This is a genomic window from Ferdinandcohnia jepli (assembly GCF_047246645.1).
Classification (GTDB): domain Bacteria; phylum Bacillota; class Bacilli; order Bacillales; family Bacillaceae_L; genus Ferdinandcohnia.
Genome location: NZ_JBFOKR010000011.1, coordinates 125,192 through 145,712 on the forward strand (window position 1 = coordinate 125,192; position 20,521 = coordinate 145,712).

Sequence of the window (20,521 nt, forward strand, 5' to 3'; positions counted from 1 at the left end):
GATCTACTCCTTTAATACAGCATGGATATAGAGTGATGGGTCTGTTAGAACTTCCGCCGCTTGACTAATATACGGATAGAACCACTCAGCACCAAATCCAAGTGCAATTGAGAGTGAAAGTAGAAGAGCGATTGGAAATAATAGGCCACGTGTGTTGCCTTTCTCTTCTTCTTTCCTAAGCTTTACTTCTCCCCAGAAACCATTTATAAATATCTTCATTACAGAGTAAAGCACAAGTAAACTGGAGATAAGTATTGCTGCCACTAGTACGTAATGCTCTGTATGTAGACCACCCTGAACAATTAATAACTTACCGATAAAACCGCTGAAAGGTGGTATTCCGGCAAGGGAAATCGTTGCGATAAAGAACATCCATCCTAAGTATGGGTGGTTTTTAATGAGTCCACCCATCTGCTTTAAATTACTAGTCCCACTTATGACAACCATGGCTCCTACTAGTAAAAAGAGTGCAGCTTTAATTATCATGTCGTGAATAAGATAAAAAATTGAGCCAGTCAATGATGTTGTAGTAAACGTTGCGATTCCAATTAAGATGACTCCAACCGCTGTTAAAATATTATAGATAATAATTTTTTTAACATCCCAATGGGCAATTGCTCCAATAACCCCAACAACAATTGTGAGACCAGCCAGAATACCAATTATTGTGTGCGTAAATTCCGTATCGTGATGAAAGATGATTGTAAATGTTCTTATGATTGAATATACTCCTACCTTGGTCAGTAAAGCACCAAATAACGCTGTAATAGGAGTGGGTGGTGCTTGATAAGAACTAGGCAGCCAGAAAAATAAAGGAAAGATAGCTCCCTTTAGTCCAAAAACAATTAAGAATAAGATTGAAATAACAGTAGTGATCCCAGGTTGTCCAAGTTCACTAATTTTACTAGATAAATCGGCAATATTGACAGTTCCTGTGATTGCGTAGATATACCCAACTGCAATAACAAATAATGCAGATGAGATAACATTCACTAATATATATTTAATAGATTCTCGTAATTGAATTTTAGTACCACCATGAACAATCAACACGTATGAAGACATAAGCATTACTTCAAAGAAGACAAACAGGTTAAATAAATCGCCTGTTAAAAATGCTCCAAGTACCCCAACAGTTAAAAATTGAACGATTGCGTAATAATAAAATTTCTCACGCTCCTGACCAATGTTACGGAATGAATAGAGGATACATGCAAGAACAACGATGCTTCCTGTTAAGACGAGCAAAGAAGCAAGTAAATCAGCTACAAGTACAATCCCATATGGTGCTTCCCAATTTCCAAGTTGAAGGATTTGAATTCCTTCTGTATATACTTGTTGGACGAGAAGACCTGACGCAAAAACGGTTGCTACAATTGACAAAACACTTATCCATTTTTGAACGGTTATATTGTTATTAAAGAATATGAGAACAATCCCCGTCAGAAGTGGAATCAGTATTGGTAATATCACAAGATTATTCATTACTATCATTTCCCCTCAAATGATCCATGTTGTCCGTTCCAAGCTCCTGGTACGATCTGTATGCTAGTACCAACATGAAGGAAGTAACCCCAAAGCTAATTACAATTGCAGTTAGAATTAGTGCCTGTGGGAGTGGATCAACAAATGCCGTAGCATTCTCATCACCAAGCAATGGTGGTGCTCCTTGTTTTAAACCGCCCATAGTTAGTAAAAGCAGATGAGCACCATGGCTTAGTAATCCTGTTCCAACGATTACTCGAATTAAGCTTTTTGACAGCATTAAGTAGGTAGCAGCTGTAAAGAGTATTCCTATTACAACCGACATTAAGACCTCCATTAATCATCCTCTCCGATCGTCTGGATTATGGTCATTGCAATGCCGACACAAACTAAATACACACCTGTGTCAAAAAGAACTGCCGTAGCAAGACCAGTTTTACCTAATATCGGGATATCAAAATATCCAAAAGTATGAGTCAGGAAAGGTACATCGAAAAAGAATGAACCAATCCCGGTTCCTACCGCAAATAACAAACCTAGCGCAGTAACCTTTTTAAAATCAAAAGGTAGTAAATTTCGTACTGTTTTTAAATCAAACGCCAACATTAATAACACAATTGCTGCAGCTGATATTAATCCTCCAATAAAACCTCCGCCAGGTGTGTAATGACCTGCAAAAAATAGATTGAGGGAATAAGCTAGAATGATAAAAACAATAATCTTTGTGGCAGTTTGTAAGATTAAGTCATTTGTCTTCATCCATTTTTCCCCCTTGCCAAACGGAGTTTAATCATTGTAAAAATACCGAGGGACGCAATCCCTAGTACAGTAATTTCAAACAAGGTATCAAAGCCCCTGAAGTCTACTAATATAACGTTAACTATGTTTTTTCCACCAGCAAGCTTGTAACTATTTTCAACAAAATAGCTCGAAATAGAGTCTAATAGTCGGTTACTATTTGCTGAAAGTGCCAGAAGAGTAACGATTGTCCCGACTCCTAATGAGATGATCAAATTCGTTGCTCTGAAACGTAACGGCTTTTCTTTCTTTCTAAGTTCAGGAAGATGATAGAAACACAATAGAAATAGTGCGACAGAAACTGTTTCAATAACTAGCTGAGTTAATGCTAAATCTGGAGCACGGAATAAAACAAAGAACAACGAAACAGTATAGCCCACCGCTCCTAACGCGATGATCGAAGTTAATCTTGATTTTGCAAAGATAACGACAACTACCCCTGCAACAAGTACTAATGCAAGTACTGCCTCGTAAATCCTAACCGGTGCAACGTGAGTTAGATGGAATGCAAATGCATTTTTTAGTATTAGTGAACTACCGAGTGCCAGTATGAAGAAGGCAAATATGATCACTAGGTAATCACGGACCACACCAGTCATATAAAAACGATTTAGTTTAAATGCAGTTCTCTCCATAGAGACAAGTCCATGGTCATATAAATTGTTTAATGTTAATCGCTTTGAAAAGACATTATAAATGTTGGACCATTTTGCGAGAGATAGGAATAACAGTGTTCCAACAATGACCACACCAATGGTCATAAACAATTCGATATTAGGTCCATGCCAGTAATCAATATGAACATGATAGTTCCACCCATCTTCCAGTAAACTTGGAAGAATAGAGGCTACCGCTGGCTCAATTACACTTGGTGCTAAAATATTAGCAAAGAAACCAAAGAGTATTACTAGTGAGGCTAAAATAATCGGAGGAATTAGCATTCCGATTGGCGCTTCATGTGGTTTCTTATCAAGCTTTTCAACCTGTGATTTTCCAGTAAAGGTTTTGAACACAAGAATCATACTATAAATAAACGTAAAGACACTTGCTATCCAAGCCAGAACTGGGAAGAGTACTCCCAATGTCTGCATATTGAATATATCCAATGTTGTTGCATTTACCATTGCTGTAAAGAACATTTCTTTACTTAGGAATCCATTGAATGGTGGTAAACCTGCCATTGAGAAAGAACCAATTACTGCTAAGGTAAAGGTGACAGGCATGACCGTCATTAAACCGCCTAGCTTACGAATATCTCTTGTACCTGTCTCATGGTCAACAATACCGACTACCATAAATAAGCTGCCCTTAAAGGTTGCATGGTTAATTAAGTGGAAAATTGCAGCTACAGTTGCAGCCATATAGATATTGTCATTTAATTCTTCATAGTGAAGTGCTGCTGATCCAATTCCAAGCAAGGACATAATCATCCCAAGTTGACTAATCGTAGAGAAGGCTAATATTGCTTTTAAGTCTGTTTGTTTCACTGCACTGAATGATCCCCAGAATAACGTAATAATTCCAAAGGTGGAAACGATCCAGAACCATTCACTGGAACCTGCAAAAATAGGACTTAATCGCGCAACTAGGTAAATTCCTGCTTTTACCATAGTTGCTGAGTGAAGATATGCACTTACTGGTGTTGGAGCTTCCATTGCATCAGGTAACCAAATATGGAAGGGAAACTGAGCAGATTTTGTAAATGCCCCGAGTAAGATTAAAAGCATTGCTGGAATGAATAACTCATGTGTTGGTAAAATGTCGACTTGTGCAATCATTTCCCTAACACTAAAGGTATCAGTCATAATCGAAAGTAAAATAAAGCCGGCAAGCATTGAAAGTCCACCAAAAACAGTGATGAGCATGGACTTCTGAGCACCATATCTAGACTTTTCTCGATGATACCAATAACCGATCAATAAAAATGATGATAAGCTTGTTAATTCCCAAAATGTATACAGGACGATTACATTATCAGAAAGTACAACGCCTAGCATTGCTCCCATAAAGCAAAGGAGATAAACATAAAAGTTATGTAAAGATTCTTTCTCCTTCGAAAGGTAATAAATTGAGTAAAGGACAACTAGGGCTCCTATGCCGGTTATTAGTAAAGCAAACAAGAGACCTAATCCGTCAATATAGACTGTGAAATTGACACCAATTGATGGCATCCAATTGGCTGTACTGATGAATGGATTGCCGCTCATTGTATCCTTTAAAAACTGAATGAGATATGTAAATAGAATGATTGGTAACACAAGGACAAACCAGCCAGTATGTATCCCACGCAAATACTTCCGTAAAAAAGGAATTACTATAGCCATTAAAAAAGGAGACAAAATGGCCCAATGTATAAGTGACAAAACACTACCCCCTATTTCGATTTTCTATCTTATTAAAAATTATATAACAAAGAAAAAGAACTTGCATGCTTGCCACTTCATAGTGTCACCAAGTTTTCCTGAAGTTATTAAATAAGTAGAAATGCGTTAATTTTGGGCAAAAAAAATTTTTTTTGTATAAAACTTTAAGGGAAATAAAATGCTAGTAGCATGAGGTGATTTTGTGAATACAAAAAAAATAATTGTTGCTCTAGCTATTTTTACTTTTATGTTTATCGGGGTATGGTGGTTAAATGAACAAACCAAAAGAGAATATATAGGTGAAAAGCCTAGACATGAAGATAAACCATATCAAATTCAAACAATTGACACGAAGGAAACGGAAGAAGTAATTGTATTTCCAAAGTTCAAACCACGTGAATATATTAGGATTGATGGTAGATAATTTAAAAGATTTCCTTTGCAGAGTTGTACTAGACATATGGAAGGAAGTTTTTAAAATCATTTTCAAAAAAAATAGGATGAGAAAATATCCTCATCCTAATACACGCTATTGTTTCGTACCATTGGAGCGGGTATTGATTTGTTATGAAATATCATAATTAAAATTGGTACAACAATTACTGCAAGTAAGAGTAAAAATGTTGCTAAAAAGATTGAACTAAGTGTCATGCCGCCACCACCAGCATCTTCCATAAAGGAATTATATAATTCTTGTATTTCTTTGTCTTCAGGGACATTTGAAAGTAAAATAAATTCCTGATTATCTACATCAAAGATGAAAAAGTCATGTTTTTTCATGTGAAAAATGCTATCTCTTTTTAATTTGTATTCCACTGCACCAGCAAAAACATTTGCAGTGTATGTTTCAATTTCTTCTTCATTTTCCTCAGTATTTGGATCATCTGTTGATAGTACTTTTACAATTTCTGTTTCCTTTGAAACAGAATCAACTACGTTTACTGAACCCTTATCATAATAATTAACTTCTTTCAGTTTTTCGTTTACAGACTTAGTAAAGTCCGTATTTGCACTCACATAAAATGGGTTGAGCAGCAGTAGACCAAGAACCAACATTAAAAATACAAAACCTTTTTTCATAAAACCCCTCTTTCTAATAGATAAGTTAGCTTATAATCTATGTGTATTTAGAAAAAAGAGAATTACGACAAAAAAATAACAAATATTATTCATAGAATATGGTAAAATACGTTAGGATTACGAAATGATTAATGAGGTTTATATATGAAAAATACGTATTTCACAAGTTATTTTCCACTTATTTCTATTATCTTATTTAGTATTTCCTTTGCTATATTTACTGAAATAAATATATTAGAGCTTTTAAAACAAATTGGAATTTATAGAGGTATGCAGGAATTCTTGTCACCAACAGGTATTAATCTGGCAATCTTTTTTATCTTTTTTCTAGTGTATTTTATGATGTTTGCAGCACTGAAATTAATTGCTGACACACTTTTAGAGTTGTCACTTTTGTTTTTTACAAAAGATAGTGAAGGAAAAAACTTGGCGAAGATAAAATCAGGTTCCTTCTTTTACTTACTCGGAGGGGTAATTTCTCTCTTAATTGTTCAATCTCTTTATGGATTAATCCTCCTGTTTTTTGTAGCAACACTTTGTTACTTTATTTACTTTGTTTACAAGATATATCCTTCTATGACACTAAGCGGGTTAATTGGAGTAGTATTTTTTCAAACGATTTCATGGTTTACCTTTTTTACTTCGGTTATTTACATTTGCATCAAACTTTATAACAGTGTTATTGCCAGCCTGCCAATATAATAAAGCAAGCCATTTTATTGGCTTGCTTTCATTATTTCTTTCCAAATCTGAATTTGTGGTCTTCTTTTTTCTACTGTTCGAACACTTTTTGATTCATCATTTCCAACCCACACACCTGCAGTGTATGTTTCAGTCATTCCAATAAACCATAAATCCTTTACTTGATTTGTGGTTCCGGTTTTTCCACCGATATAGTCAGTAGGGAAATAAGCGTCTTTGCCGGTACCATTTTTAACTACCGAAGAAAGCAGTGACCTCATTGTATTATTAGTCGATTCACTCCAAACTAACGTAGATTTTTTCTCCCATTCATATAACGTATTACCTTGTAAATCAGCTACACGAATAATTCCTCGGGCACGAATGAACTCACCTTGATTTGAAAATGTTGTATAAGCATTTGTCAATTCTAGCGGAGACATACCATATGCAAAACCACCTATGGCAGCAGGAAGTGACTTATCGCTTTCTACAACTTTATCAAACTCGAACTTTTCAAGGTAAGAAAATGCAGTACCAATTCCCATCTTTTCCATCAATCGGATTGCAGGAGTATTATAGGAATACGTAAGTGCGGTTTGTAAGCTAACATTACCGTACTGTCCACCTCCGTAATTTTTAGGGCAATAACCGTTTTTACAATAGTTATTAGCATTTATTTGTTCATAGACCGAAGTTCCAGTGTGATCAAAATAAGGTCCATATACTAGTAAGGGTTTTATTGCAGAACCTGGTTGTCTATAAGCCTGAAAACCACGATGAAATGAGTATTTCTCATAATCTTTTCCGCCAATTATAGCAACAAGTTGGTTTGAAGTATGGTCAATGACAACCACAGAGCCCTGTACATCTGAATATGGTAAGTGATTATATAATGCGTTTGACGCAGTCTCTTGTATAGTTGGATGTAGAGCTGTTTCAATCATTATTCCAGACTGTAGGACTTCTTTTACCTTTTTATCTAATTCATTTTGTATCTTTTTTCTATCTTCTAATGTTGTTGTATTAGCTATTTGTTCGCTATAACCCTCTGATTCTCCTATTATATCTGTTAATTCTTCTAGTATATAGGTTGTATAATCAGGGTACATGTCAAGCTTTTGTGACATGTTAAGAGTGATTTGCTCGTTCATAGCAGTGTTATACTCATCAGTTGTAATTTTTTTTACGTCCAGCATGTTTTTTAAAATGCGTTCCTGACGCTTTTTAGTATTTTCGTAGTTTGTTACTGGATTATAGACTGATGGATTATTAGGAATTGCACATAAGAACGCTATTTCACCTAGGGTAGCTTCCTTTATAGATTGATTAAAATAAGTTTGCGATGCAGTTTCAATTCCATATGCTCCATTTTGAAAATAAACTGTATTTATGTATAGAGCTAAAATTTCATCTTTACTAAGCTTTCTTTCAAGCTGGTAGGAATACATTAATTCACTTAATTTACGATTGTATGTTTTTTCGTTTGTTAAAAATAAATTTCTGGCAAGTTGCTGAGTAAGGGTACTACCTCCCTGTTCAATTGAATCACTTTGAAGGTTTATGAGTGCTGCTCTTCCAATCCCAGTAATATCAAAACCAATATGATCATAAAAATGCTGGTCTTCCACTGTAATGAAGATATCCTTTACTATTTGCGGAATTGCATTACTAGCTAACACTTTTCTATTTTCATTATGATGCATTTCGGAAATGATATTGCCCTGATAATCTGTTATAAAACTTGTTTGTTTTAAACTAATCTTCTCAAGTGGAATTTTTTTATCTAACAATGTAGGTAAGCTTTCTGCTTTTTTCCATTCACTATTGGTTTGAAATAAAGCAAAAATAAATAAGATGAAAACTCCAAAAATAATTGTATAACCCGTTGCTGCTCTCATAAAAACACTCATCTCTATAAAAATCTCTTGTTTCATTATAATCGAATCTAGTCTAAAGTGGACAAATAAAAAAACAGATGGAATAGCCATCTGTTTGTGGTGAAAGTAAACTTCCGTATTACAACAATAAGAAGAAAATGATGTTGAGTATTACATTTTCAAATGTTGGATGAGCTATTGTAAAGTATAAACCCTCCCCGAGTTACTTTACGCTGCACGTTGTTCAGATTTCTCAGTGAAGCGGACGATACTTAACCAGAGAACTCCTGCTCCTAGTAAAAAGAGAGCACTTGTTACAAAGAAAACAGATGAGATTCCAAAAAAGCCACTTAAGATTCCACCTGTTACAGGTCCTACAACATTACCTAAGAACCGGAAGCTAACATTGTATCCCTGAACCTCACCTTGCATAGAAAGGGGAGCGACTTGACGTATATAAGCTGTCATGCAGGGAATCAAGCCACCGACTGCCATTCCGAATAAAAACCGAACTAATACTAGCTGCCATAGTTCTGTTACCAAGGCTTGAGGAATAAATAAAATTGACGCAGCAATCATTAGTACAGTAAGAATTTTTTCGTGGCCGATTCGATCCCCGAATTTCCCCCATTGTCTAGTGAACAGTAGATTTCCGAATCCGGTAGCAGAAAACGCCATGCCAGCTAAAAATACAATGTTCGTACTGTCACTTAATTGCGTTACATATAGTGCAAGTAAAGGCTGAACACTAAAGTTCGCTGCTTGAATCAAGAAAGAAATAAACATTACTGTTAGTAAAACTGGATTTTTGAAGATATGGATTAACACTTCTTTGCGGCTATATTTTTTCTTTGTGGAGTTTTGTTCATTTGGTTTAACTTCTTTAATTCCGACTGCTACTAAAAGCACTGAGAGTAATATTACGACCGCAGTTAGAACAAAAGTATATTGAAATCCAACTGCATCAGCCAATATGCCTCCTAGTAGTGGGCCGAATAAACTTCCTGAAACATTTCCCATTTGAAGAGTTCCTAAGGTCTTACCTGCAATTTCTTTAGGTGTTTGTGATGATATGAGGGCAAGAGATGTAGGAATAAAACCAGTTACTGCCCCCATAAAGAGGCGAAGGAAAAATAATTGCTCAACAGACGTAACATATCCCATTAAAAAAATACTTACGGCAATCCCTGTACCTGTAATTAATAATATCTTTTTATAACCATTTCTATCTCCGAAACGTCCCCAAAGTGGAGAAATAAAAAAAGCTGTAACAAACGCTGCTGCAAAGACTAATCCTGCCCACCGTTGTACATAACTCTCAGAAAAATCTCCAAACGTTTCAATATACAGGGATAAGAAAGGCATAATCATAGTTGCGCTGGCTGCTACAAAAAAATTAGCAAACCACATAATCGTAAGATTCCGCTTAGCTGTATTAATGGTAAACACCTTCTTAACTCGAATATTTCGTTTTCCTAAATATTATAGAATATAATGCCAATTTAATCAATCTTACCTCTTTAATAATACTCATTAAGTAGTAGCTGCATTGTAGGTAAAAACCTATTCACATTAATAATGAAGGACACTCTTAAAGTGTTTTAAGAACTTATACTGGATTAAGTTAAAGTAATATAATATATTTATAAATATATTCTGAAAAATAACAAAAACCGTGATATAATATAGCAAACGAGTTCGTCTATTTTGAATAGTATAAAGGAAAAAGGAGGTAAAGGGAGTGGATGAAAAACATCAATACTTGTTTATAGACTTTGAATTTACTATGCCTGAGGGAAAATATAACCCACACGGCTTTTACCCCGAAATTATCGAAGTTGGTCTTGTATCTGTTGTTAATCAAAAGATAACTGATCAATATTCATCATTCGTTAAGCCAACGAAATTTCCTACTTTAACAGAAAGATGTAAATCTTTTCTAAATATATCCCAAGAGCAAGTAAATGGTGGCATTTCATTTTATGACTTAGTGAGGAAGCTATCGAAGTATGAAGGTTTGTCCCCTAGTACAATTGTTACATGGGGAAATATGGATATGAAGGTACTCAGACATAACTGTCAAAGTGTAGGCCTTCCATTTCCCTTTAAAGGAAAACAAAGAGATTTGTCAATGGAATACAAACGTTTCTTTGGTGACCAAAATCAAACTGGTCTCTGGAAAGCGGTTCAAGAATATGGGAAAGAAGGAACCGGTAAACATCATTGTGCACTGGATGATGCCCTGACAACCTTTAATATTTTTAAACTCGTGGAGAATGACAAGCGTTATTTAGCAAAACCAGAACCAACAACTATTGGTGACAGAGTCGACTTTTCAAAAGTATTAAATAAATTCGCCTTATAAAAAACCAATTCACTTTTACGTGTGAATTGGTTTTTATATTGTAAACTAATAGTAAACATTTTACAATTCATTTCAACAATAATCGCATCTCGTTAGGATATCCTAAACGATAGGAGGGATGCAATTATGTTTATTGGTCATAAAATTGAAAATGATAATACCTTGACATTATTTATCGACCCTCATTTACACGAGTTTTCAAGTGAACTAGGTGTACAAGACAACGGGAAAAAACAACATCTGAATGAAAGCATAAGAGTGTATCTGAAGGAACGGATACCTAATTTGCATCCTAATGTTGTTAAAGTTGTAATGGGGTCAATTGTTATTGCGACTGTTTCACTAGTTGGGGGACAATCTCCATCAGCTCAAGCGGAGAGTATTAATGCGAGTTCACAGAGCCAAAAAACACATACCGTTTCAAGTGGCGATACGTTATATGGGTTAGCAAAACAGTACAATGTCTCAGTTAGCCAAATCAAGCAGCTTAATCATCTAACGGGTGATATGATATATCCAGGACAAACACTAGTTATTAGTAATGATACACCAGCACCTACAGCAACCTCTTATACTGTGAAGGCGGGTGATACACTCTATTCAATAGCAAATACCTATAACATGAGTGTGGATCAGTTAAAACAGTTAAACAATCTAACAAGTAATACAATCCATATCGGTCAGTCATTCAGGGTAACAAGTACCACTGGCCCTACTCAAGTTCAAGGATCAACCTACACTGTACAACCTGGAGATTCTTTATATTCCATTGCACAGCGCTCGAATACAAGTGTAGATCAATTGATGAAAAATAATAACCTCACCTCGTCTCAAATATTCGTAGGACAGACCTTGCAAATCGGTGGAACTGCAAGTAACTCACCTAGTCAACAAGTTCCCGATTCAACCTATACTGTCAAAAGTGGGGACACCTTATACGGAATTGCCAGAAAGTATAATATGAGTGCTACAGAACTACAAAGATTAAATAACCTAACAAGTACTACATTATCAATTGGACAAGTGTTAAAAGTGAGTGGAGAGGCCCAAAGTGAATCTGGAGTTAGTAATCGTGAACAAGTCCTAGCCGCACTTGTAAAGGATTCATATAATTTTATAGGTGTTCCCTATAAATGGGGTGGAACGACAACTGCAGGATTTGATTGTTCGGGATTTGTTTCCTTTATGCATGCTAAACATGGGATTGATATTCCAAGAACAACGTCAGGGGATTATTACCGGATGGGAACAACTGTATCTAAAGCAAACCTTCAACCAGGGGATCTTGTGTTCTTTGCTGTCGACGATCCGAACAGGATATCACATGTTGGATTTTATGTTGGAAACAATGAATTTATCTCAGCAACCTCTTCTAAAGGGATAGCTGTGGTATCAATGGATAACTCTTATTGGTCAAAATATTATGTTGGGGCAAAGAGAGTATATTAAAAAGGTTTAGCGGAATGACTAGTCTGTAGTCATTCCGCTTTCCATTATTTAAAATAATCTTTCTCTAACGTTTTAATATTCTCAAGACTTCGAAGTGCCCATTCCGTAGCTTCTGTCTCAAGTTCATGTTTAATAGTATGTACAGATTCTTGTAATGACATTTTATAATCTGGTATTTCTCCCTCGAAGTGACGAACCATTTTTTTCGGCACATTTGTCTGCTCATTAAAAGCAAGCGCTCTGCGCTCTTGAAAAAGAGGAACGTTCACATCTTTAGGTGAATGAATGTCTCCTTGCATAGGGTGTCTCAAAACAGCCTTTACCTTTACAAGATAATGTTCAGGACGGATATTAGTAATCTCCCCAATATATTTGCCTGTTTTATATATACCGGTAACAATATCTCCAAGGTTAAACTCTTCTTTGCTCATATAGTATCAACTCCTTTCAAAGTTTCATTTCTATTATATATTGTAAGTAGTAATGGTGAAACACCTATGAATGCGCAGATACTTAGACTATGCTATAATGAACAAGTTATTAATTATTGTTTTGAAAGGTAGTGTGAAAATGCTGCTACAAGCTATTTTAAACTTATTCCTTTACTTTCCTGAGGATAAATCTGAATACGGACCAGCACTTTTTACAAGTATTATTTTTGTCATATTAGCTGTTTTGGCTATGCGTTTTTTCATAAATCATTCCAAAAAAGAACAAAAAAAAGCAGAAGAGTTGGAACAAAGTATATTAAAGAATGAAAGTAAAAACATAAACAAGTAAGGACTTCGATTAGGTGATGTCATGGAAAACCAACAAGCAAATATACACATAATGATTATTTTACAGGAATGGGACCCACTAGGTTATGGAATGGGTTCTTATGAAACGGAAGCAGTAGATGTACTACAAGCTATTCATCAACTTGATGAGCCAAATAAACTAGCAAGAAAAATTCAGACGATCTATGAATTCTCATTCGAAGAAATCATTCCATTAAAGGAATGTGAAACAATGGCATTAGAGCTACTAGCTATAAAGAATAATGCTTCTTGTGAGATTTGACTTTAATAAGGAAAAAAGGTGTGAGCTCTCAATGTGAGTTCACACCTTTTTATGCTTTATGTACATTGAAGTCGTAGTGTACTCAAGCAAAAAAAGCACTGCTATCATTCAGATGCCCCCAATTCATATCCCTTTTCAATAAATTGATTAATATAATGAAACACTTCTTCAGGTCGTTCTTCAGGTACTAGGTGACCAGTATTTTCAATAGAAATGAACTTGGAATTAGGAAGATCTTTATGAAGTCTTTTTCCAGTAGATATAGGCACAACACGATCCTTTTCCCCCCAGATTAATAAGGCCGGATTAGTTATGGTAATGAGATCTTCCGGAGATAAATCTCCTTCACGATGGCGAATCATCCTCGTCAGCGCCATAAATATCCTGTTGTCTAGGAATGGTTCAGTATAACCTTCGATCATCTCCTGATTGATTAAAGCATGATTGTGTACGACATTTCTTAGATTATGTATGACTCCCTGTTTTGCTAACTTTCGCTTAACAATATAGTGAAAGTAAGGTAGGTAAGAAGAGTATATTAATGATTTTGACATTCGTTTTAGATAACCCGAACTACATAGTAATATTATCTTATCGACGAGCTTCGGCCTTTGTTTTGCAATGTATAGGCAAATTTGACCGCCCATTGAATGACCTACTAAATTCACTTTTGAAAAGTTAAGTAAGCGAGTTAGCTCAATAACAATTGATGCAATATTGGTATAAGAATAAGTAAACTGAGTTGATTTCTCAGTTTTTCCAAAAGGAGGAAGGTCGACCGATAGAACGGTATATTTCTCTGTTAAGTAAGGAATAAGTCTTCGATAACTAAATGATGAGGATAGAAATCCATGTAATAATACTAGAATTGGTTTATCACCATTCTTATAAAGTTGATAATGTATATTAATGCCGTTGATTTCTTGCGTTAACATAATATTTTACCTCACCTCTAAAGTACTACCGCTATTTTTTACCAAAGGCTTAAGAAAAACTCATAAAGAGGTAATTGAATAAAAAAATTTTTTATATATGATTTCAGGTTTGGTATAATAATTGGAAAATTCATTATCTCTAGGAGTGACCAAAATGGTTTTACAGGAAAATGAGATTGAAATTCTCGAGATTATTGAGAAAAATGGAAGAATTCCCACAGAAACAATCGCTAAGTTGGTAGAAAAGAGTGTAAAAGAAGTTGAAGATATTATCACAAAATTAGAAGAGCAAAAGATCATTGTCGAGTACAATACAATTGTTGACTGGCGGAAGGTAGAAGGTCACGAAGGAGTTACAGCAATGATTGATGTTAAGGTTCAACCGAAACGAGGAGTTGGCTTTGACGAGATTGCTAAAAGAATATATAAATTTAAAGAAGTAAGATCTGTATATTTAATGTCAGGTGCATACGACCTCTCAGTGATTATTGAAGGTAAAACAATGTCCGAAGTTGGAAATTTTGTCTCAGAGAAATTATCGACTTTAGATTCTGTACTTTCAACAACCACTCATTTTATTTTGAAAAAATATAAGCATGACGGAACTATCTTTGATCAAGGCGACGAAGATAAACGAATTGTGGTGACACCATGACCACCGAAACATCTAAGTATTTGTCACAAACTGTAAGGAGTTTAAAACCCTCAGGTATCAGACGATTTTTTGATTTGGCAGCTAATATGGAAGGAGTCATCTCTCTGGGTGTAGGAGAGCCTGACTTTGTCACGCCTTGGTCAATAAGGGAAGCAAGCATTCTTTCACTCGAAGAAGGGTTGACATCATATACCGGGAATGCAGGGTTAATAGAGCTAAGGAGAGAACTCTCGAAATACTTGAAAAAGTCATTTCATGTAGAGTATTCCCCGGAATCTGAAATTATTATGACTGTCGGAGGAAGCCAGGCGTTAGATTTGGCATTACGTGCCATAGTCGACCCGGAAGATGAGGTAATCATTGTCGAACCTACTTTTGTATCATATGGTCCGTTAGTTACGTTGGCAGGTGGTGTACCAATACCCGTTCACACGAAAAGTGAAAATGATTTTAAGCTACAGCCAGAAGAAATTGAAAAGGTAGTAACTTCTCGTACGAAGGCAATTATTATCTGTTCTCCCAATAACCCAACGGGAACGATGCTTTCAAAACAAGAGCTTGAAGATATCGCAAAAATTGTAGAAAAGCATGACTTACTTGTTATTTCAGATGAAATCTATGCAGAGTTATCCTATGAAGAATCTTACACCAGCTTTTCAAGTATTCCTGGAATGTTTGAAAGGACGATACTTGTATCAGGATTCTCAAAGGGATTTGCTATGACTGGCTGGAGATTAGGGTATGCTGCCGCACCAAGAGAAATATCACAGGCAATGCTCAAAATCCATCAATATACAATGATGTGTGCATCTACAATGGCTCAATATGGTGCAATAGAAGCCCTAAAAAATGGAATGCCTGAAGTTGAACAGATGAGAAAAAGTTATCGCCAAAGACGTAATTACTTTGTCTCATCATTACAAGAGATTGGTCTACCTTGCCATACACCCGGTGGTGCCTTTTATGCTTTTCCAAGTATTAAAAGTACTGGATTATCATCTGAGGAATTTGCTGAACGTTTATTAATGACCGAAAAGGTGGCAGTTGTACCTGGCAATGTTTTTGGTGAAAGTGGAGAAGGTTATATTCGTTGTTCATATGCTTCTTCATTAGAGCAACTGCGAGAAGCTATAAAGCGAATAGGAAGATTTTTAAACAATCAAAATTTCTAAATAGAGAAGTGTCAATCTAGATGTCAGGGGCTTAGCATATGCTGAGCCTCAAATTGATTTGACTTAAAGCTCTTCAAAACAAAAAGGGACAAAACCGGGAATGGTTTTGTCCAACATACAAAAGGGGGAATACTAGAAAGCCTTTGAAACTAGTATAACCAAAGAAAGTTTACTTCAAACATACATGCTTAAGAAATCAGTCTAAGAGATGAACAAGTCCTAAATAAGGAATGAGAAATTTTATTCACTGGAAATTAATGGTGTTAGGAAGGCGCCATACATGCCTATGCAGTAGTTAATGGTAAATAAAATCCCTCATATTTTTTTCTGATAATGGTAAATCTAATAGATGCGCAGACGTTCATTTTTGAATAAACAGTAGATATGTGTTATAATTTTTTATTGCGTATATGTAAAGGTATATAAACTAAAGGTTTAGGAGTGTTACCATGTCAGAGAAGATTGAAGTAGGAAGTGTCGTTAAAGGTAAAGTTACAGGTATTCAACCGTACGGAGCTTTTGTTGCGTTAGATGAAAATACTCAAGGTTTGGTTCATATCTCAGAAGTAACTCATGGTTTTGTTAAGGATATTAACGAGCATATAAAAGTTGGCGATGAGGTTGATGTGAAGGTTTTATCAATTGATGAAGCGGCTGGCAAAATTGGTCTTTCAATTCGTGCAACTCAAGAGGCGCCAGAAAAGCCTGCAGCTCCTAGAGCAGCTAAGCCTAAAAAGCGTCCTGCACAAGTACAACATGAGACTGCGGAAACTCCACAGGGCTTTAATACTTTAAAAGATAAGCTTGAAGAGTGGATTGAACAGTCTAATCGTGACGATTTAATTAAAAAGTAATTAATAAAGGAGGCAGTGCTTAAAGCGACTGCCTCCTTTCATTTTTTCTTTAACTGATAAGAAAGTATAAAAATTTCAACCGAGTTTTCGGTGTCTAGCTCCAGCGCCTAGTCCCTCGAGGTCGCTTCACCCCTCCTGCGGCGGCAACACTAAGGAATGCTTCGTGAGGATAAACCTCGCAGGGAAAAAGCTTTGCTTTTTTTCGAGCCTCCTCACTGAAATGCTGAAGCGGCTTGGTCAGAAACGAGAAAATTGGAGACTCCGACAAAAGAGGCGTCTTTTGCCTCTGACGGAGGAGTTGAAATTTCTCGAGTTTCTAGCCGCAGAAGCTGGACAAGTCAGGGTTCCGACGCACAGGACGTGCTAGTGCCGGCGTTGCCACAGGAAGTGGCGACTTTAGCCGGCCAGCGCTTGTCGGACTTGCACAGGACAAGGAAGGCTACGGAAGCATAGACATCGCACGAAGAAAATGCATAGCATTTTCGAGGATGTGCTGACATCGACGTTCGCCACAGGACGTGGCGGATATTTAGTCGATGTTCCTTATTCCAAGGCGCTTGCGCTTTTCTTATTAAGTTCTACTTGGGTTTGGTTCAGTTGATCGTTCAGTTGCTTCATTATTCTTGAACAACAATCCGATATTAATTAATCCTGCGAGACCAACAAGACTGTAGATGATTCGTTGAAACGCTGGGCTATCAAAGATTGCCGCAACTAAATCAAACTGGAACAGTCCAATTAAGCCCCAATTTAGTGCTCCAATAATAGTTAAAACAAGTGCAATACGTTGAATTGTACTCATTAAATATCCTCCTCTTGGATAAAATTAGTTACGTTTTTATGATTAGTAAAAAAAGATAAAATATGCATGAGGAATTTTGTAAGGGAAATTATATGAAAAGCTATATACTTTACAAATAATCTTGAATTGACCATAATTTTCTATAGGAGGCGTTGTTAATGCAAAATTTTACATATTATAATCCAGTTAAGCTAATATTCGGTAAAGACCAAGTTGAACAACTTAAGAATGAAGTACCAAAGTATGGAAAAAAGGTGTTAGTCGTATATGGTGGTGGCAGTATAAAACGAAACGGTCTATATGACAGGGTTATGGGTCTGCTAGGTGAGATTGGTGCTGAAGTACATGAACTCCCTGGAGTAGAACCCAATCCTCGTTTAACTACAGTAAAAAAGGGAATTGAGATTTGTAAGAATGAAGGAATAGAATTCCTCCTAGCTGTTGGTGGTGGTAGTGTCATTGACTGTACGAAAGCAATTGCTGCAGGTTCTAAATATGATGGTGATGTTTGGGATTTCATGACTCGTAAAGCTGCCGCGAAAGAAGCACTTCCTTTTGGAACCATACTAACTCTTGCTGCAACTGGATCTGAGATGAATGCAGGTTCTGTTATTACTAACTGGGAAACAAATGAAAAGTATGGATGGGGAAGTCCAGTTACTTTTCCTAAGTTTTCAATTTTAGACCCTGTTAATACATATAGCGTTCCTAGAGACCAAACTATATACGGAATGGTCGATATGATGTCGCATGTGTTTGAACATTATTTCCATCATGAACCAAACACATTAACACAGGACCGTTGGTGTGAGTCTATTTTACGAACAGTGATTGAAACAGCTCCTAAACTATTGGATGACCTTGAGAATTATGAACATCGTGCAACAATCTTATTAAACGGAACTTTAGCTTTAAACGGCATGTTAAATATGGGGTATAGCGGAGATTGGGCAACTCACAATATTGAACATGCGGTGTCAGCGGTCTATGATATACCACATGGCGGAGGCTTGGCAATTATATTCCCTAATTGGATGAAGCATACTCTTGATGAAAATGTTGATCGTTTCAAACAAATGGCTGTACGCGTATTTGATGTCTCCACAGATGGAAAGTCAGATCGTGAAGTTGCATTAGAGGGTATCGAGAAACTACGTGAATTCTGGAATAGTATCGGGGCTCCTTCTAGATTAGCTGATTATGACATTAATGATGAAAAATTAGAATTAATGGCAGAGAAAACAGTAGCGTTCGGCGAATTCGGTAGATTTAAGAAGCTTACAAAAGAAGACTCTTATGAAATTTTAAAGGCTTCCCTGTAATTTGATTTAGTAAAAAGCTCATACTAATGTATGGGCTTTTATTAATTCGTAATAAAATCTTCAAATTGGTTCCGCTTACACTTTATGTAGTGGCTTGATTTCATAAGTCACATTCGTTAAAGTGAAAGTGGCTTTGAAAAAAAGAGGTTGGAGGAAATCAAAATGACACATGTGCGGTTCGATTATTCAAAAGCTTTAACATTTTTTGGAGAACATGAACTTACATACTTACGTGATGCTGTTAAAGTAGCTCATCATTCAATACATGAAAAAACTGGAGCAGGTAATGACTATTTGGGTTGGGTAGACCTTCCATCGGAATATGACAAGGAAGAATTTTCACGAATTCAAAAAAGTGCTGAGAAGATAAAATCTGATTCAGATATTTTACTTGTAATTGGTATTGGTGGTTCTTATCTAGGAGCAAGAGCAGCAATTGAATGGCTAAACCATTCTTTTTATAACTCGCTTTCAAAAGTACAACGTCAAACACCTCAAATTGTATTTGTAGGTAATAACATAAGCTCTACCTACATGAAGGATTTAATGGATTTACTTGAAGGTAAAGATTTTTCAATCAATGTTATTTCAAAATCAGGAACAACAACAGAACCAGCAATTGCCTTCCGTATCTTCCGTAAGCTTTTAGAGGAGAAATATGGCAAGGAAGAGTCTCGTAAACGTATCTATGCTACTACAGATAAAGCACGTGGCGCGTTAAAGACGTTGGCAGTTGAAGAAGGGTATGAGTCCTTTGTAATCCCTGATGATGTGGGAGGCCGATACTCAGTATTAACAGCAGTTGGTTTATTACCAATTGCCGTTAGTGGAGCAAATATTGAGGAAATGATGAAGGGTGCTCAGGCAGCAAGTGTGGATTTCGCAAAATCTGAACTGGATGAAAACCCTGCTTATCAATATGCGGCTGTGCGTAATGCTTTATATAACAAAGGGAAAACGATTGAAATGCTAATTAACTATGAACCGGGGTTACAATACTTCTCAGAATGGTGGAAGCAATTATTTGGAGAAAGTGAAGGGAAGGATCAAAAGGGGATTTTCCCATCATCAGCTAACTTCTCTACCGATTTACACTCATTAGGTCAATATGTTCAAGAAGGTCGCCGTGATCTGTTTGAAACTGTACTTCATGTTGAAAAATCACGTCATGAGCTATTTATTGAAGAAGAAGAAAATGACCTTGATGGCCTTAATTATTTAGCTGGAAAATCTGTGGATTTCGTTAATAAGAAAGCATTTGAAGGTACAATGCTAGCTCATACGGATGGAGGAGTACCAAATCTAATTGTTCATGTTCCAGAGTTAAATGAATACACTTTTGGTTATTTAGTGTATTTCTTCGAAAAAGCATGTGCAATGAGCGGGTACTTATTAGGAGTAAATCCATTTGACCAACCAGGTGTCGAAGCTTATAAAGTAAATATGTTTGCATTACTAGGTAAGCCAGGTTTTGAGGAAAAGAAAGCAGAACTAGAAAAACGTCTTTAATATAACCAAAGGGATTCTCATAATGAGAATCTCTTTTTCATTAGTAAACTTAACTCAATTTGGACAACATAATCGTATGAATAAGATTAACTTGTTTTTAGCTTGAACC

Annotated in this window: 21 protein-coding genes; 11 read left to right on the forward strand and 10 right to left on the reverse strand. The window is 36.1% G+C overall.

The window, feature by feature from the left end; genetic code table 11:
* Positions 1 to 3 precede the first annotated feature (3 nt).
* From AB3M96_RS13430 to AB3M96_RS13445, 4 genes are read right to left on the reverse strand one after another with little or no spacing between them, the layout of a single operon-like run.
* Positions 4 to 1,485 (reverse strand): Na+/H+ antiporter subunit D, encoded by a 1,482-nt coding sequence (locus tag AB3M96_RS13430; RefSeq protein WP_412968129.1) that lies wholly within the window; start codon positions 1,483 to 1,485, stop codon positions 4 to 6.
* Positions 1,478 to 1,822 carry a Na(+)/H(+) antiporter subunit C gene (locus AB3M96_RS13435; protein WP_412968130.1) on the reverse strand — a complete coding sequence of 115 codons (345 nt, stop codon included), beginning with the start codon at positions 1,820 to 1,822 and terminating at the stop codon, positions 1,478 to 1,480. The genes AB3M96_RS13430 and AB3M96_RS13435 overlap by 8 nt, the downstream gene beginning before the upstream one ends.
* Complete coding sequence (locus tag AB3M96_RS13440; RefSeq protein ID WP_412968131.1) at positions 1,822 to 2,244, reverse strand: Na(+)/H(+) antiporter subunit B; 423 nt, start codon at positions 2,242 to 2,244, stop codon at positions 1,822 to 1,824. Before AB3M96_RS13440 ends, AB3M96_RS13435 begins: the two co-directional genes overlap by 1 nt.
* On the reverse strand, positions 2,241 to 4,646 hold the full coding sequence (locus AB3M96_RS13445) for a Na+/H+ antiporter subunit A (RefSeq protein ID WP_412968132.1): 2,406 nt from the start codon (positions 4,644 to 4,646) through the stop codon (positions 2,241 to 2,243). The genes AB3M96_RS13440 and AB3M96_RS13445 overlap by 4 nt, the downstream gene beginning before the upstream one ends.
* Positions 4,647 to 4,848: 202 nt before the next feature.
* On the opposite strand from AB3M96_RS13445, the gene AB3M96_RS13450 reads away from it, so the two are divergent.
* Positions 4,849 to 5,070, forward strand: coding sequence for a hypothetical protein (locus tag AB3M96_RS13450; RefSeq protein ID WP_412968133.1), 222 nt, complete (start codon positions 4,849 to 4,851; stop codon positions 5,068 to 5,070).
* A 95-nt stretch (positions 5,071 to 5,165) separates the two neighbouring features.
* On the opposite strand, the gene AB3M96_RS13455 is transcribed toward AB3M96_RS13450, so the two are convergent.
* On the reverse strand, positions 5,166 to 5,726 hold the full coding sequence (locus tag AB3M96_RS13455) for a hypothetical protein (RefSeq protein WP_412968134.1): 561 nt from the start codon (positions 5,724 to 5,726) through the stop codon (positions 5,166 to 5,168).
* A 144-nt stretch (positions 5,727 to 5,870) separates the two neighbouring features.
* Between AB3M96_RS13455 and AB3M96_RS13460 the strand changes: the two genes are divergently transcribed.
* On the forward strand, positions 5,871 to 6,428 hold the full coding sequence (locus AB3M96_RS13460) for a DUF5366 family protein (protein ID WP_412968135.1): 558 nt from the start codon (positions 5,871 to 5,873) through the stop codon (positions 6,426 to 6,428).
* 14 nt (positions 6,429 to 6,442) lie between these two features.
* On the opposite strand, the gene AB3M96_RS13465 is transcribed toward AB3M96_RS13460, so the two are convergent.
* Entirely contained in the window at positions 6,443 to 8,308 is a 1,866-nt protein-coding gene (locus tag AB3M96_RS13465) for a transglycosylase domain-containing protein (RefSeq protein ID WP_412968136.1), read from the reverse strand.
* Positions 8,309 to 8,515: 207 nt separating this feature from the next.
* The gene (locus AB3M96_RS13470) at positions 8,516 to 9,697 is read right to left on the reverse strand and encodes an MFS transporter (protein WP_412968186.1); all 1,182 of its coding nucleotides are present in this window, start codon (positions 9,695 to 9,697) and stop codon (positions 8,516 to 8,518) included.
* A gap of 331 nt (positions 9,698 to 10,028) precedes the next feature.
* On the opposite strand from AB3M96_RS13470, the gene kapD reads away from it, so the two are divergent.
* Positions 10,029 to 10,652 carry a 3'-5' exonuclease KapD gene (gene kapD / locus AB3M96_RS13475; RefSeq protein WP_412968137.1) on the forward strand — a complete coding sequence of 208 codons (624 nt, stop codon included), beginning with the start codon at positions 10,029 to 10,031 and terminating at the stop codon, positions 10,650 to 10,652.
* A gap of 126 nt (positions 10,653 to 10,778) precedes the next feature.
* Positions 10,779 to 12,101, forward strand: a complete 1,323-nt coding sequence (locus AB3M96_RS13480; protein WP_412968138.1) for a C40 family peptidase — start codon at positions 10,779 to 10,781, stop codon at positions 12,099 to 12,101.
* A gap of 44 nt (positions 12,102 to 12,145) precedes the next feature.
* Here AB3M96_RS13480 and kapB read toward each other — a convergent pair whose 3' ends face one another.
* Positions 12,146 to 12,532, reverse strand: a complete 387-nt coding sequence (gene kapB, locus AB3M96_RS13485; RefSeq protein WP_412968139.1) for a kinase-associated lipoprotein KapB — start codon at positions 12,530 to 12,532, stop codon at positions 12,146 to 12,148.
* Positions 12,533 to 12,629: 97 nt separating this feature from the next.
* Here kapB and AB3M96_RS13490 point away from each other — a divergent pair, with 97 nt between their 5' ends.
* Both AB3M96_RS13490 and AB3M96_RS13495 read left to right on the forward strand, forming a co-directional pair.
* Positions 12,630 to 12,881 carry a hypothetical protein gene (locus AB3M96_RS13490; RefSeq protein ID WP_412968140.1) on the forward strand — a complete coding sequence of 84 codons (252 nt, stop codon included), beginning with the start codon at positions 12,630 to 12,632 and terminating at the stop codon, positions 12,879 to 12,881.
* A 21-nt stretch (positions 12,882 to 12,902) separates the two neighbouring features.
* Positions 12,903 to 13,163, forward strand: coding sequence for a DUF1871 family protein (locus tag AB3M96_RS13495; protein WP_412968141.1), 261 nt, complete (start codon positions 12,903 to 12,905; stop codon positions 13,161 to 13,163).
* 104 nt (positions 13,164 to 13,267) lie between these two features.
* On the opposite strand, the gene AB3M96_RS13500 is transcribed toward AB3M96_RS13495, so the two are convergent.
* A complete protein-coding gene (locus AB3M96_RS13500) occupies positions 13,268 to 14,098 on the reverse strand; it encodes an alpha/beta fold hydrolase (protein WP_412968142.1) in 831 nt (276 codons plus the stop codon).
* Between the two features lie 154 nt (positions 14,099 to 14,252).
* On the opposite strand from AB3M96_RS13500, the gene AB3M96_RS13505 reads away from it, so the two are divergent.
* From AB3M96_RS13505 to yugI, 3 genes are all read left to right on the forward strand, one after another.
* On the forward strand, positions 14,253 to 14,753 hold the full coding sequence (locus AB3M96_RS13505; RefSeq protein WP_412968143.1) for an Lrp/AsnC family transcriptional regulator: 501 nt from the start codon (positions 14,253 to 14,255) through the stop codon (positions 14,751 to 14,753).
* On the forward strand, positions 14,750 to 15,925 hold the full coding sequence (locus tag AB3M96_RS13510; RefSeq protein ID WP_412968144.1) for an aminotransferase: 1,176 nt from the start codon (positions 14,750 to 14,752) through the stop codon (positions 15,923 to 15,925). Before AB3M96_RS13505 ends, AB3M96_RS13510 begins: the two co-directional genes overlap by 4 nt.
* A gap of 449 nt (positions 15,926 to 16,374) precedes the next feature.
* Positions 16,375 to 16,779, forward strand: a complete 405-nt coding sequence (gene yugI, locus AB3M96_RS13515; RefSeq protein WP_412968145.1) for a S1 domain-containing post-transcriptional regulator GSP13 — start codon at positions 16,375 to 16,377, stop codon at positions 16,777 to 16,779.
* A 571-nt stretch (positions 16,780 to 17,350) separates the two neighbouring features.
* On the opposite strand, the gene AB3M96_RS13520 is transcribed toward yugI, so the two are convergent.
* Positions 17,351 to 17,581, reverse strand: coding sequence for a DUF378 domain-containing protein (locus AB3M96_RS13520; RefSeq protein WP_412968146.1), 231 nt, complete (start codon positions 17,579 to 17,581; stop codon positions 17,351 to 17,353).
* A gap of 158 nt (positions 17,582 to 17,739) precedes the next feature.
* On the opposite strand from AB3M96_RS13520, the gene AB3M96_RS13525 reads away from it, so the two are divergent.
* Together AB3M96_RS13525 and AB3M96_RS13530 are read left to right on the forward strand one after the other, a co-directional pair.
* Positions 17,740 to 18,903, forward strand: a complete 1,164-nt coding sequence (locus tag AB3M96_RS13525) for an iron-containing alcohol dehydrogenase (RefSeq protein WP_412968147.1) — start codon at positions 17,740 to 17,742, stop codon at positions 18,901 to 18,903.
* Between the two features lie 162 nt (positions 18,904 to 19,065).
* Complete coding sequence (locus AB3M96_RS13530; RefSeq protein WP_412968148.1) at positions 19,066 to 20,412, forward strand: glucose-6-phosphate isomerase; 1,347 nt, start codon at positions 19,066 to 19,068, stop codon at positions 20,410 to 20,412.
* Positions 20,413 to 20,521 lie beyond the last annotated feature (109 nt).

Coding starts and splice junctions, on each gene's coding strand:
- AB3M96_RS13525 (WP_412968147.1), top strand. CDS start 17,740: ATGCAAAATTTTACATATTATAATCCAGTTAAGCTAATATTCGGTAAA.
- AB3M96_RS13500 (WP_412968142.1), bottom strand. CDS start 14,098: ATGTTAACGCAAGAAATCAACGGCATTAATATACATTATCAACTTTAT.
- AB3M96_RS13480 (WP_412968138.1), top strand. CDS start 10,779: ATGTTTATTGGTCATAAAATTGAAAATGATAATACCTTGACATTATTT.
- AB3M96_RS13470 (WP_412968186.1), bottom strand. CDS start 9,697: ATGTGGTTTGCTAATTTTTTTGTAGCAGCCAGCGCAACTATGATTATG.
- AB3M96_RS13455 (WP_412968134.1), bottom strand. CDS start 5,726: ATGAAAAAAGGTTTTGTATTTTTAATGTTGGTTCTTGGTCTACTGCTG.
- kapB (WP_412968139.1), bottom strand. CDS start 12,532: ATGAGCAAAGAAGAGTTTAACCTTGGAGATATTGTTACCGGTATATAT.
- yugI (WP_412968145.1), top strand. CDS start 16,375: ATGTCAGAGAAGATTGAAGTAGGAAGTGTCGTTAAAGGTAAAGTTACA.
- AB3M96_RS13460 (WP_412968135.1), top strand. CDS start 5,871: ATGAAAAATACGTATTTCACAAGTTATTTTCCACTTATTTCTATTATC.
- AB3M96_RS13430 (WP_412968129.1), bottom strand. CDS start 1,485: ATGAATAATCTTGTGATATTACCAATACTGATTCCACTTCTGACGGGG.
- AB3M96_RS13435 (WP_412968130.1), bottom strand. CDS start 1,822: ATGGAGGTCTTAATGTCGGTTGTAATAGGAATACTCTTTACAGCTGCT.
- AB3M96_RS13510 (WP_412968144.1), top strand. CDS start 14,750: ATGACCACCGAAACATCTAAGTATTTGTCACAAACTGTAAGGAGTTTA.
- AB3M96_RS13505 (WP_412968143.1), top strand. CDS start 14,253: ATGGTTTTACAGGAAAATGAGATTGAAATTCTCGAGATTATTGAGAAA.
- AB3M96_RS13530 (WP_412968148.1), top strand. CDS start 19,066: ATGACACATGTGCGGTTCGATTATTCAAAAGCTTTAACATTTTTTGGA.
- AB3M96_RS13465 (WP_412968136.1), bottom strand. CDS start 8,308: ATGAGAGCAGCAACGGGTTATACAATTATTTTTGGAGTTTTCATCTTA.
- AB3M96_RS13440 (WP_412968131.1), bottom strand. CDS start 2,244: ATGAAGACAAATGACTTAATCTTACAAACTGCCACAAAGATTATTGTT.
- AB3M96_RS13490 (WP_412968140.1), top strand. CDS start 12,630: ATGAACAAGTTATTAATTATTGTTTTGAAAGGTAGTGTGAAAATGCTG.
- AB3M96_RS13520 (WP_412968146.1), bottom strand. CDS start 17,581: ATGAGTACAATTCAACGTATTGCACTTGTTTTAACTATTATTGGAGCA.
- AB3M96_RS13495 (WP_412968141.1), top strand. CDS start 12,903: ATGGAAAACCAACAAGCAAATATACACATAATGATTATTTTACAGGAA.